We start from the raw sequence: 12487 nt of genomic DNA on the forward strand, positions 1-12487 counted from the left end.
AGAGTCTTCTGGAATGGAATTAAACGGATTGCGTGTTTCACGTGAAACACAGGAACGCCTGCAACATTTCGCAGAGCTTTTCACGAAGTGGGCCAAGGCGATCAACCTTGTCGCGCCTTCGACCATGGGTGATATGTGGAGTCGGCATATCGCGGATAGTGCGCAGATATTTCAGATCTCCCCTCACCCTCAAACCTGGATTGATCTTGGGAGCGGTGGTGGCTTTCCGGGTGTAATTACCGCGATCTTTCTCGCCGAACAGCAACAAGGCTGGGTTCACCTGGTGGAAAGCAACAATAAGAAGGCGGCATTTCTACGAACCGCTCTGCGAGAAACCGGCGCGCGAGGCGAGGTACATGCTATCAGAATCGAAGATGCGCCGGTAGCAATAGCAGCTTGCGATGCCATCTCCGCCCGCGCGCTCGCCGATCTCGATAAGTTGATTGAATACGCGGCGCCGTGGATCGCTGGTAAAGAAAATAATCGCGCATATTTTCATAAAGGCCGGGATTACCAGAGGGAGATCCAGAAAGCACATAGTCGCTGGACCTTTGATCTGCTAGAACACAATAGCGCTGTTGAGCAAGATTCTGTAATTCTCGAAATATCAAATCTCCAGCGCTTGGTTTAACGAAGCGGATATTGCGGCAATGGCTGGCGAACGTAATCGGATTATCACCATCGCAAATCAAAAGGGTGGCGTCGGCAAGACGACTACCGCGATCAATTTGGCAACGGCTCTCGCTGCCATCGGCGAGCGGGTGCTGATCATCGATCTGGATCCACAGGGTAATGCAAGCACTGGTTTGGGTATTGACCGTCGCAATCGTAAGCTTTCCTCTTATGATCTGATGGTCGGGGAAGCTGGTGTCGCTGAGACCGCGTTGGAGACGGCAGTTCCTAATCTTTTCATTGTCCCGTCGACGATGGATCTTCTCGGCGTCGAGATGGAAATCTCCCAGCAGAGCGATCGTGTCTTCAAGCTCAGGAAAGCGTTGTCGTCCTCTGAGGCAATGTCCTTTTCCTATATTCTTCTGGATTGCCCGCCCTCTTTCAACCTGCTGACGATGAATGCCATGGCGGCCGCTCATTCCGTGCTGGTGCCGCTGCAATGCGAGTTCTTCGCTCTCGAAGGTTTGAGCCAGCTTCTGGAGACCGTCAATCAGGTGCGCCGAACGGTCAATCCGCAGCTTGATATTCAGGGTATTGTCCTGACGATGTTCGATGCTCGTAATAATCTGGCGCAGCAGGTCGTTAACGACGTGAGGACTCATCTCGGCGAGAAGGTCTATCACACGCTTATCCCGCGGAATGTCCGTGTTTCAGAAGCGCCTTCGTACGGCAAGCCGGCTATTCTCTATGATCTCAAGTGCGCCGGCAGCCAGGCCTATCTGCAGCTCGCATCGGAAGTTATCCAGCGGGAACGGCAGAGACTGGCAGCTTGAAAGAGTGCATGACAGAGTAAGCGAGTTTTGGACATGAATGACGATACATCGAAAAGACGGCTTGGCCGCGGCCTCGCAGCCCTTATAGGTGAAATGGATCAGCCTGTTCCGGCCGAGGCGGAGCGGCCTACGGTCAGCGCCGACCGAATGATCCCCATCGAGTTCGTCACTCGTAACCCTCGTAACCCTCGTCGTTTCTTCGATGATGCTGAACTTCACGATCTTGCAAGTTCGATTCGCCAGCATGGCATCGTGCAGCCGATTGTCGCCAGAACGCTCGCGCGAGACCGCTATGAAATAATAGCCGGCGAAAGACGTTGGCGGGCAGCTCAGTTGGCAGGTCTGATTGAGATCCCTGTTATTATCAGGGATGTTGATGACAAGACGGCGCTGGAAATCGCGATCGTTGAGAACGTCCAGCGCTCCGATCTCAATGCTCTTGAAGAGGCGCTCGGCTATGAGCAGCTTATTGCTGAGTATGGATATACCCAAAACGACCTCGGTGAGATTATTGGCAAGAGCCGCAGCCATGTCGCAAATTCGTTGCGACTGTTGAAGCTGCCTGAGCCCGTTCGTGACATGCTGGCTGCTGGAAGCCTTTCCGCGGGGCATGCACGTGCGCTGGTTTCGACGTCAGATCCCTCCGCACTCGCGCGTACAATCGTTTCCAAGGGGATGTCGGTGCGCGATGCGGAGAAGCTTGCACAGAACGACATCAAGGCTCAATCAGAGCCGCAGGCGCCTGTTCACAAGAACCAGAAGGATTCCGATACGCTGGCTCTGGAGCGCACGCTATCGGATACGCTAGGGCTTGATGTATCCATCAATCACAAGGCCAGCGGCGGTCAGATCCGTATCTCCTATAAGTCCCTGGAGCAGCTCGAGGAAGTCTGCCGGCTTCTAGAGCGCCGCTAATCAGGCCTGGGGGCGTCTCGCCGACTGCAGTGTCGTGGAGAGCAACGTCTGCATGGCGATGCTGTCTTCCAATATCTGACGCTGTCTCGTTTGCAGGACGGCTGCCTGCAGGCGCTTTGTTTCACGGGAGATGGCGTCTGCACTCCAGCTTTTTAGCGCCTGCTCTATAACCGGCTTGCGACGGAAATGAAGATGTCTGCCCAGCGTCTGCATGATTTGCGCAGGTGGCAGTCTTTTCTCATCCATCTCCGCGCGCATCGTATCGAGAATCTGAAATTGTCGAAGGCAGGCTTGGAGAACCAGAAAAACTGAGGTTTTGGAACTCGTGATCTTCTGCATCGCATGCAGGAAACCGTTGCTGTTGCCGCTTAATATCGCATCTACGGCATCATCGACCGAAATCGCGCTGGCGTCTCCGATTATTTCGGTAACGTGATGATCATCGATCGTTTCCATGCCGCGGCAATAGAGAGCCAGTTTGCGAATTTCGTTTCTGGAAGCAATTCTGTCGCCCCCGATCAGCGCGACGAGAGCTTGCCTGGCAGCAGGCGTTATGCCCAACCCTTCTGCGGAAAGTTCATTGTCGATCAGCGTGTTCAGCGCTCGGCCGTCGTCAGCATAGCAGGGGATGGCAACTGCTGCGCTACGAGCAGCCTCGACCGTCTTGCGTAAGGCGGATCCCTTCTTCAGGTCACCTGCCTCGATGATGATACTGGCTGCTTCAAGGGAAGCGCCGGACAGAAAAGCGACAGCATCGACGAGATATTTCTCGTTGGCAGCACCCCTTACCCATATCAGCTTTTCACCGCCAAAAAGACCAATGGATTGGGCCTCATCAACCAGCCGGCCAGGCTCTTTCTGCAGATCGCCGACATCAAGCTTGGTGACGGAGAACGGGTCATTCTGATCTATGCCAGTTTTTCCAGCGATCATACCGGCGCGCTCGGAAACGAGTCCGCGGTCCGGGCCATAGATCAGATAGATGCGGTATAGGCGTGCGGATTTCTGCAGAAACCCTTCGAATTCATGGGATTTGATTTCCGCCACGCCACCGCTCCCTTAGCGGCTGAGTGCGGCGGCGAGGTCCGCTCCCACGAATTCGGCCGCCTGATTAGCGGCGCGATTTTCCGCATCGAGAATTGCTCGCTGCTTGGCAAATTCCTGGCTCGGGAAGTCAACCAGAGATGTTGCAGAGCGGCTACCGGCCTTGATGATCTGATTGTCCTTCGTTGTCCGCAATGTATAGCTCACAGTCACAGTCGCGCGTCCTGCACGAGACGTATCCGAGGACTGAACAAGCAAAGTATCGGCAACGTATGACGAAACTTGCATATCAACCATGTAATTCGGCTTCTCGACTTCTCCGGCACCGCGGGAAGCCAGGAAGATCAGACGATTGCGAACTACCTGTCCGACACGCGTACCCGCTTCGGAAAAGCCGACGGAGCCAAGCTTCTCGGTAACGCCGGTACTTTCGGAATAGAGTGGCCGAACCTGGCAGGCGGAAAGAAACGCCGCGGAGACAAGGATCGTGACGATGCCGGCGCGGCGCGCAAGCTTGCGGGCGAAATCAGACGACAATGTTTACAATCCTCTGTGGAACCACGATGATTTTTTTCGGTGCTTGACCGTTCAAGACATTCTTCACCGCGTCCAATTCCAGCACGGCTTCGGTGACGGTATTTTGATCTGCGTCGCGAGAAATTGTCAATTCGGCGCGCTTCTTGCCGTTGATTTGCACGGGGAGGATCACGTCGTTCTCGACGACGAGCGATTCATCAAAATCCGGCCAGGCCGTATGGGCAATGAGGTCCTTGTTGCCAAGGGTCATCCAGCATTCCTCAGCCAGGTGCGGCGTCATGGGCGCGACGAGTTGGATGAGGATCTCGGCGGCATTTCGGATGGCAGCCCGATAGGCTGCATCGCCCTCACCGGCTGCGACCTTCGTCAGCGGGCCTGCCAGCGCGTTGACGAGTTCGTAGATGCGGGCGACTGCTTTGTTGAACCAAAGCCTGTCATAGTCGTTCTGGACCGCCTTCAGCGTCTTGTGGGCGAGTTGAGAGATTGCAAGGGCTTCGCCGTCTTCCGCAGGCTTCGGTTCCACAGTAGAGAGCACTTCAGCCGCTTCTGAAATCAGGCGCCACAGCCGCTGTGTGAAGCGGTGGGCGCCTTCAACGCCGGCTTCCGACCAGATTACGTCGCGCTCGGGCGGGGAGTCTGACAGGACGAAGAAACGGGCAGTATCGGCGCCGTAGGAGGCAATGATATCGTCGGGGTCTACGACGTTCTTTTTCGACTTCGACATCTTTTCGATCGAGCCGATAGTGATTTCTTCGCCGCCATCCAGCAGATAGGCGCTGCGCTTCCCGTCGATCTCCTCGATGCGGATATCGGCGGGGGAAATCCATTCGCGATGCATGCCGGCGCCGCGGCTATAGGTCTCATGAACGACCATACCCTGGGTGAAGAGGCCCTTGAAAGGCTCCTTGACGTCCACATGGCCGGTCTCGCGCATCGCGCGGGTGAAAAAGCGCGAATAGAGCAGGTGCAGGATCGCGTGTTCGATACCGCCGATATACTGATCCACCGGCAGCCAGCGGTTGGCCGCAGCCGGGTCGGTCGGCTGCTTCTCCCAAGGAGCCGTGAAGCGGGTGAAATACCAGCTCGAATCAACGAAAGTGTCCATCGTGTCCGTCTCGCGACGCGCATCCTTGCCGCATTGCGGGCAGGCGACATGTCGCCAGGTCGGGTGACGGTCCAGCGGATTACCGGGCTGATCGAAAGTCACATCCTGCGGCAGCTTCACCGGCAGGTCCTTCTTCGGAACCGGTATGACGCCGCAGTCATCGCAATGGATGACCGGGATGGGGCAGCCCCAGTAACGCTGACGGGAAATGCCCCAGTCGCGCAGGCGGAAATTGACCTTGCGTTCGCCCTGCGGCGCGTTGCCAAGCAGGGTGGACGACAGTTTGTCGGCAACGATCTGGAAGGCTTCGTCCGCCGTTTTGCCATCGAGGAAGCGCGAGTTGATCATCACGCCCTCGCCGTCATAGGCGATATCGCCGATGGTAAAGCTTGCAGCATCGCCATCCGCAGGCATGACGACCGGCACGACCGGCAGGCCATATTTGCGGGCGAAATCCAGGTCTCGCTGGTCGCCCGAGGGGCAGCCGAAAATGGCGCCCGTGCCGTAATCCATCAGGACGAAGTTGGCGACGTAGACCGGCAGTTCCCAGGATGGGTCGAGCGGGTGCTTCACGCGGATGCCGGTATCTATGCCCTTCTTCTCAGCCGTCTCGAGTGCAGCAAGAGAGGTACCAGCACGGCGGCACTCCTCGCAGAAGGCCTCGATGTCAGCATTCCTTCCCGCTGCCTCCTTGGCGAGCGGATGATCGGCGGCGATCGCCAGGAAGGAGGCCCCGAACAGCGTATCCGGACGGGTCGTGTAGACCTCCACTTCGGTTTCGCCGGCAGGTGCGGTTTCCGGGACGATCTCCCAGCGGATCGTGAGGCCTTCAGAGCGACCGATCCAGTTTTTCTGCATCAGGCGCACTTTTTCCGGCCACTGGTCGAGCGTATCGAGCGCGTCCAGCAGGTCCTGACTGAAATCGGTGATCTTGAAGAACCACTGCGTCAGTTCGCGCTGTTCCACCAGCGCTCCTGAGCGCCAGCCACGACCGTCGATGACCTGTTCGTTGGCGAGAACCGTGTTGTCGACCGGATCCCAGTTCACCTTGGACTGCTTGCGGTAGACGAGGCCCTTCTCCAGGAAGTCCAGGAAAAGATGCTGCTGCTGCTGGTAATATTCGACATCGCAGGTGGCGAATTCGCGGGACCAATCCAGCGACAGGCCCATCGCCTTCAGCTGTGCTTTCATTGAGCCGATGTTCTGATAGGTCCAGGATGCAGGATGCACGCCGCGTTCCATAGCCGCATTTTCCGCCGGCATGCCGAAGGCGTCCCAGCCCATCGGATGAAGGACGTTATAGCCGCGGGCGCGCTTGTAGCGTGCCACGACGTCACCCATGGCATAGTTGCGGACATGGCCCATATGGATGCGGCCCGATGGATAGGGGAACATCTCTAGGACGTAATATTTCTCGCGCGGATCGGAGTTGTCGGTCTCGAAGACCTTCTCCTCGTTCCATTTCTGCTGCCAGCGGGGCTCAGCATCGCGCGGATTGTAACGTTCGGTAGCCATAGTATCAGAATTTCCGGAAAATCAGGGGAGGTTGGCCGAGACCTTCACCATGAAACCAACCGAGCGTCAAGTTTTGCGGGCGCTTCACGCGTTCGATCTTGGCTTCGAGGCGATTTCGCAGAGAGAAGTCTTGGCAAGGCCATGGCAGCCCAGTAGTGCATTGCCGATGGATTTGTACCTATTGTCGGGACGGAACGATGGAACTTCAAGAGCGGTTGAAAGAAGTATGGTCCAGGATTGCTGCGGCGGGGCAGGATGCGGGCCGTCCGGAACGCTCTGTGCAGCTGGTGGCGGTCTCGAAGACTTTCGAGGCCGATACCATTCGGCTGGCAATCGAGGCCGGTCAGCGCGTTTTCGGAGAAAACCGTGTTCAGGAAAGTCAGGGAAAATGGCCGGAGCTGAAGGCGGAGACGCCCGGCATCGAGCTGCATCTCATCGGTCCGCTGCAATCCAACAAGGCCGCCGAAGCGGTTGCGCTCTTTGACGTGATCGAGACCATCGACCGTGAGAAGATCGCGCGTGCCATTGCCGAGGAGATGAAGCGGCAGGGCAAGGCGCTGCGTCTCTATGTGCAAGTCAATACCGGCCTGGAGCCACAGAAGGCCGGCATCGCACCGGACGATACGGCAGCTTTCGTGAACTTCTGTCGCGGTGAGCTCGGCCTTGCCATTGAAGGGCTGATGTGTCTTCCGCCGGCGGATGAAAATCCCGGCCCGCATTTCGCTCTGCTCGCCAAACTCGCAGAAAAGTGCGGCGTCAAAAAACTCTCCATGGGCATGTCCGGTGACTACGAAATTGCCATTGCGTTCGGCGCCACGAGCGTGCGTGTCGGCTCGGCGATTTTCGGCACACGTTAACAAATGGCGGGAAACGACCTCTTCGAATCAGAGGATTACTCATGATTCGGACAGGTATCCAGCGGCCGTTGTTTGGAAAGCGATAATATTCATTAATACGAAAAAAAGTTTAAGCGGACAGTTTCTCTCGTTAACTACTGATTGCGCAGACTTCGCCACAATTCTCTAACCTATTTAAATTATTAAATAATTTCTGCCAGTTTCGCGTGCTTTTTCAAAGTGGCCCACGAGCCGCCGCAAGCCCTAACGAGAGCTTAAATTAAATTTTCCGTAAGGCTAATTGAGGAATTGTTAACTATGTTGGGCGCAACCATTCGTTAACGGCAATGACCCAACTCTTTCGGGTTTTGCATGAAGCGTCGCCGTTACCGGACTTGTCCGGATGACCCCTTTCACTTTGATTGCGGAAAACGGAACATGACAAGCATCCTCACCAACAACGCTGCCATGGCAGCGCTACAGACCCTGCGCGGCGTAAATGACAGCCTCAAGGATACCCAGGGCCGCGTCTCCTCGGGCTATCGCATCGACAAAGCTGCCGACAACGCTGCTTACTGGTCGATCGCTACGACCATGCGTTCGGACAACAAGGCCCTTTCGGCTGTTTCTGACGCACTCGGCCTCGGCGCTGCAAAGGTCGACACGGCTTACACCGCCATGGACAACGCCATCGACGTCGTTACGGAAATCAAGGCAAAGATCGTCGCCGCCACAGAAAAGGGTGTCGACAAGACCAAGATTCAGGAAGAGCTCGACCAGTTGCAGGAACAGCTGGTGAGCATTGCCCAGTCGGCTTCTTTCTCCGGTGAAAACTGGGTTGCCGGCGCTTCGGGCACGAAGAGCGTCGTCTCCTCCTTTGTCCGTGACGGTTCCAATGCCGTTTCGGTCAAGATGACGGATTACGTTCTCGATGCCGGTACGCTGGGTAACGTCCTGTTCGGCATGAACAGCAACGGCACGATCCAGACGACGAGCGGCATCATCGGCACCGCATTCAACGGCACCTACGGCAACACGGTTATCGTCATGCCGTCGATTTACGCGCTCGACATCACCAATTTCACGCAAGGCCAGCTCGACGGAGCGCTTTCCGGCGTCGAGCTCGTGCTCCAGGCATTGACGAACGCGGGCTCGCAGCTCGGCTCGATTTCGACCCGAATTCAGTTGCAGGAAACCTTCGTCAGCGCTCTGGGTGACTCGATCGACTCCGGTGTCGGCCGCCTCGTCGACGCCGACATGGAAGAAGAGTCCTCCAAGCTCTCTGCCCTGCAGACGCAACAGCAGCTTGCGATCCAGTCTCTCTCGATTGCCAATTCCTCGGCACAGAACATTCTCTCGCTCTTCCGCAGCTAATAAGCGCGCAGGAGACGGCAACAATAAACCCCGCCAATGGCGGGGTTTATTCATTTCTGGATATGACGATCTTAGAACTGATCGTCTTCATCCTCGTCCTTAGGCGTCGAACGCAGTGAGCTCAGCTTGCGGAAGACGGCATCGGCGTCGATTTCCTTTTCCTCCTCGCGCTCGTAGCTCGGCGTCAGACGCTCTGTTTCCTGAGCGGACTGCAGCGTTGCGCCGAGTTCGGCAGCGGTCGGCAGCGGACGGCCCTTGGATGCCTTTTCCACTTCCATGTCGAGATCGATCTGGCTGCAAAGGCCGAGCGTAACCGGGTCCATCGGTGCCAGGTTTGCCGAATTCCAGTGGGTGCGCTCGCGGATCTGCTCGATCGTCGACTTAGTGGTGCCGACAAGACGGGAGATCTGGGCATCCTTCAGTTCCGGATGGTTGCGAACCAGCCAGAGAATGGCGTTCGGACGGTCCTGACGCTTGGAAACCGGCGTATAGCGCGGGCCGCGGCGCTTGGATTCCGGCACGCGGACCTTTGGCTCGGAAAGCTTCAGCTTGTAGTTCGGGTTGCCTTCGGCGCGAGCGATTTCATCGCGGGAAAGCTGGCCGGTGGCGATCGGGTCCAGGCCCTTGATGCCCTGCGCGGCTTCGCCATCGGCAATCGCCTTGACTTCGAGCGGATGCAGTTTGCAGAACTGAGCGATCTGGTCGAAAGACAGGGCTGTATTGTCGACGAGCCAGATGGCAGTCGCCTTTGGCATGAGCAGCTGTTGAGCCATGGATATAGTCCTTCTATCGTCCGCGCCGGTCGCGGTCCGTGGATTGTCACCACAATGTCCGGGAAATATGGCGCTATATAACCGCACTGTCGCAGAATTGCAATTCTTCAGAAATGAAATGACCTTTGTCTAATTGCCGTCATCAGACTACCTGATATGAATTGCGCAATTCGAGTCCCGGTCGCTGCGTCGAAACCATCGGCCGTTGCATAGCCTTGTGAGGAGGAGTTCCCATGTCGGAGAAGATCTATCCGGTTTCCAAACCGGTGAAGACCCGTGCGCTGATCGATCAGGCCAAGTACGAGAAATGGTACGAGGAAAGCATTGAAAACCCTGACAAGTTCTGGGGTAAGCACGGCAAGCGCATCGACTGGTTCAAGCCCTATACTAAGGTCAAGAACACGTCCTTTACCGGCAGAGTGTCGATCAAGTGGTTCGAAGACGGCCAGACGAATGTGTCCTATAACTGCATCGATCGTCACCTGAAGACGAATGGCAACCAGACCGCCATCATCTTCGAAGGCGACAACCCCTATATCGACAAGAAGATCACCTATAACGAGCTCTACGAGCATGTCTGCCGCATGGCGAACGTGCTGAAGAAGCACGGTGTGAAGAAGGGTGACCGCGTCACCATCTACATGCCTATGATCCCGGAAGCAGCCTATGCGATGCTCGCCTGCGCCCGTATCGGCGCGGTGCATTCCGTTGTCTTCGGCGGGTTCTCGCCGGAAGCGCTGGCCGGTCGTATCGTCGACTGCGAATCCACCTTCGTCATCACCTGCGACGAGGGTATCCGCGGCGGCAAGCCGGTTCCACTGAAAGACAATACGGATACCGCCATCCATATTGCTGCCCGCCAGCATGTCACGGTCAACAAGGTCCTCGTCGTGCGCCGCACCGGCGGCAAGACGGGCTGGGCGCCGGGCCGCGACCTCTGGCACCATCAGGAAATCGCCACGGTGAAGGCTGAATGCCCTCCGGTGAAGATGAGGGCCGAAGATCCGCTCTTCATCCTCTATACGTCGGGCTCTACGGGCAAGCCAAAGGGCGTTCTGCATACGACGGGCGGGTATCTCGTCTATGCGGCGATGACGCATGAGTATGTCTTCGATTATCACCCCGGCGATATATACTGGTGCACGGCCGACGTCGGCTGGGTCACCGGCCACTCCTACATCGTTTATGGTCCTCTGGCGAACTGTGCCACGACACTGATGTTCGAAGGTGTGCCGAACTTCCCGGATCAGGGTCGTTTCTGGGAAATCATCGACAAGCACAAGGTCAATATCTTCTATACGGCGCCGACGGCCATCCGCTCGCTGATGGGTGCCGGCGACCATTTCGTTACCCGCTCCTCCCGCGAAAGTCTGCGTCTGCTCGGCACAGTCGGCGAGCCGATCAATCCGGAAGCCTGGGAATGGTATTACAATGTCGTCGGCGACAAGCGTTGCCCTGTGATCGATACATGGTGGCAGACGGAAACCGGCGGCCATATGATCACGCCGCTGCCGGGTGCGACCGACCTCAAGCCCGGTTCGGCCACGATGCCTTTCTTCGGTGTCAAGCCGCAGCTCGTCGACAATGAGGGCAAGGTGCTGGAAGGTGCCGCCGACGGCAATCTCTGCATCACCGATAGCTGGCCGGGCCAGATGCGTACGGTCTATGGCGACCACGAGCGCTTCATCCAGACCTACTTCTCGACCTACAAGGGCAAGTATTTCACGGGTGATGGCTGCCGCCGCGATGAGGATGGCTATTACTGGATTACCGGCCGTGTCGATGACGTTCTGAACGTCTCCGGCCATCGTCTCGGCACTGCGGAAGTCGAATCCGCCCTCGTCTCGCACAATCTCGTCTCGGAAGCCGCCGTCGTTGGTTATCCGCACCCGATCAAAGGCCAAGGCATCTATTGCTACGTCACGCTGATGGCGGGCAATGAGGGCACAGACGAGCTGCGCCAGCAGCTTGTCAAACATGTGCGTGCGGAAATCGGTCCGATTGCAGCACCCGACAAAATCCAGTTCTCGCCCGGTCTGCCGAAGACCCGTTCGGGCAAGATCATGCGCCGCATCCTACGCAAGATCGCCGAGGACGATTTCGGTTCGCTTGGCGATACCTCGACGCTGGCAGATCCGGCTGTTGTCGAAGATCTGATCGCTAACCGGCAGAACAAGGCCACGGCTTGAGTCAAAAGGCCGCTCCACCGTCAGGAGCGGCCCTATTCTTCCGCGCAGAAAATCTGTGGCTTACGGCCGCCGTCATAGGCGCGAACCAGTCCTTCCGAAAGAAGATCCTGCGCAGGATTGCGCCCATCCGCGAAAGTGACATTGGCGAGAATTCGTCCGAAATATTTATCGCCGCTAATCTCCCTCAGTTGAATAATGGAGACGCCTGATATCATTTGTTCAAGCGCATCGCGGGCCTTGAGACCAGCCTTCCGGATTTCAGCACATTTCGAATGGATTTCGGGCGCATCTATACCGCGAATGCGGACGTAGACTTCCATAGTCTGCTGCGGCCAAGGTGTTGCGGCAACCAGCAGCGTATCCCCGTCAATGATCCGGATAATCTTCGCCGATACAGGTCCTTCGATTTCGTTCCGTGCCGCGAGGGCTGGCACAAACGAAAGAGACAACAGAAGAATCGAAACCGGCTTGAGCATAATAGGAATACATTCCGATTATGCATGAAAGTCAATGGGAATACTTACCTAGAAATCGATAGCACGGCCATTGATTTCATAGTCGCCGAAGCGGGAGGGCTCGGCTCCGCCCCGTCCGCCGATCTCCGGTGGCAGTTTGGCAGGCTTAGCGCTTTTGCGGCGCTGCTCGGCTTCCGCCAACGCACGCTTGGCGGCAGGGGAAAGCATCTTGCGCAGCGGCTCGGAGCCTTCTGGGACCGGGGTTTCCACATTATCATTATCGGCCGTCTGCATGCTGC

12 protein-coding genes are annotated in these 12487 nt (G+C 56.9%); 6 read left to right on the forward strand and 6 right to left on the reverse strand.

Annotated elements, in window-relative coordinates; genetic code table 11:
- Positions 1–13: 13 nt before the first annotated feature.
- Genes rsmG through H4W29_RS09555 form a run of 3 tightly spaced genes read left to right on the forward strand, consistent with a single transcriptional unit; the run spans position 14 to position 2360 of the window.
- Positions 14–631 (forward strand): 16S rRNA (guanine(527)-N(7))-methyltransferase RsmG, encoded by a 618-nt coding sequence (gene rsmG, locus H4W29_RS09545; protein WP_192728709.1) that lies wholly within the window; start codon positions 14–16, stop codon positions 629–631.
- Between the two features lie 19 nt (positions 632–650).
- Positions 651–1445: a ParA family protein gene (locus tag H4W29_RS09550; protein WP_192728710.1), complete on the forward strand. Its 795-nt coding sequence runs from the start codon at positions 651–653 to the stop codon at positions 1443–1445.
- A gap of 33 nt (positions 1446–1478) precedes the next feature.
- Positions 1479–2360 (forward strand): ParB/RepB/Spo0J family partition protein, encoded by an 882-nt coding sequence (locus tag H4W29_RS09555; protein ID WP_192728711.1) that lies wholly within the window; start codon positions 1479–1481, stop codon positions 2358–2360.
- On the opposite strand, the gene holA is transcribed toward H4W29_RS09555, so the two are convergent.
- The 3 genes from holA to leuS are packed head-to-tail and all read right to left on the reverse strand — an operon-like array spanning position 2361 to position 6561.
- On the reverse strand, positions 2361–3407 hold the full coding sequence (gene holA / locus H4W29_RS09560; protein ID WP_192728712.1) for a DNA polymerase III subunit delta: 1047 nt from the start codon (positions 3405–3407) through the stop codon (positions 2361–2363).
- Positions 3408–3419: 12 nt separating this feature from the next.
- A complete protein-coding gene (gene lptE, locus H4W29_RS09565; protein ID WP_192728713.1) occupies positions 3420–3941 on the reverse strand; it encodes an LPS assembly lipoprotein LptE in 522 nt (173 codons plus the stop codon).
- On the reverse strand, positions 3931–6561 hold the full coding sequence (gene leuS / locus H4W29_RS09570; RefSeq protein ID WP_192728714.1) for a leucine--tRNA ligase: 2631 nt from the start codon (positions 6559–6561) through the stop codon (positions 3931–3933). Before leuS ends, lptE begins: the two co-directional genes overlap by 11 nt.
- A gap of 197 nt (positions 6562–6758) precedes the next feature.
- On the opposite strand from leuS, the gene H4W29_RS09575 reads away from it, so the two are divergent.
- Together H4W29_RS09575 and H4W29_RS09580 are read left to right on the forward strand one after the other, a co-directional pair.
- Positions 6759–7418, forward strand: a complete 660-nt coding sequence (locus tag H4W29_RS09575; protein ID WP_192728715.1) for a YggS family pyridoxal phosphate-dependent enzyme — start codon at positions 6759–6761, stop codon at positions 7416–7418.
- Positions 7419–7835: 417 nt separating this feature from the next.
- On the forward strand, positions 7836–8771 hold the full coding sequence (locus tag H4W29_RS09580) for a flagellin N-terminal helical domain-containing protein (RefSeq protein WP_183734574.1): 936 nt from the start codon (positions 7836–7838) through the stop codon (positions 8769–8771).
- A 71-nt stretch (positions 8772–8842) separates the two neighbouring features.
- On the opposite strand, the gene H4W29_RS09585 is transcribed toward H4W29_RS09580, so the two are convergent.
- On the reverse strand, positions 8843–9544 hold the full coding sequence (locus H4W29_RS09585; RefSeq protein ID WP_112544952.1) for a DUF1013 domain-containing protein: 702 nt from the start codon (positions 9542–9544) through the stop codon (positions 8843–8845).
- A gap of 233 nt (positions 9545–9777) precedes the next feature.
- On the opposite strand from H4W29_RS09585, the gene acs reads away from it, so the two are divergent.
- Positions 9778–11733: an acetate--CoA ligase gene (gene acs / locus H4W29_RS09590; protein ID WP_192728716.1), complete on the forward strand. Its 1956-nt coding sequence runs from the start codon at positions 9778–9780 to the stop codon at positions 11731–11733.
- 32 nt (positions 11734–11765) lie between these two features.
- Here acs and H4W29_RS09595 read toward each other — a convergent pair whose 3' ends face one another.
- Entirely contained in the window at positions 11766–12209 is a 444-nt protein-coding gene (locus H4W29_RS09595; RefSeq protein ID WP_192728717.1) for a thermonuclease family protein, read from the reverse strand.
- Between the two features lie 48 nt (positions 12210–12257).
- Complete coding sequence (locus H4W29_RS09600) at positions 12258–12482, reverse strand: DUF1674 domain-containing protein (protein WP_192728718.1); 225 nt, start codon at positions 12480–12482, stop codon at positions 12258–12260.
- Between the last annotated feature and the right edge of the window lie 5 nt (positions 12483–12487).

Origin of the sequence: Rhizobium viscosum (assembly GCF_014873945.1) — a bacterium.
Classification (GTDB): Bacteria; Pseudomonadota; Alphaproteobacteria; order Rhizobiales; family Rhizobiaceae; genus Rhizobium; species Rhizobium viscosum.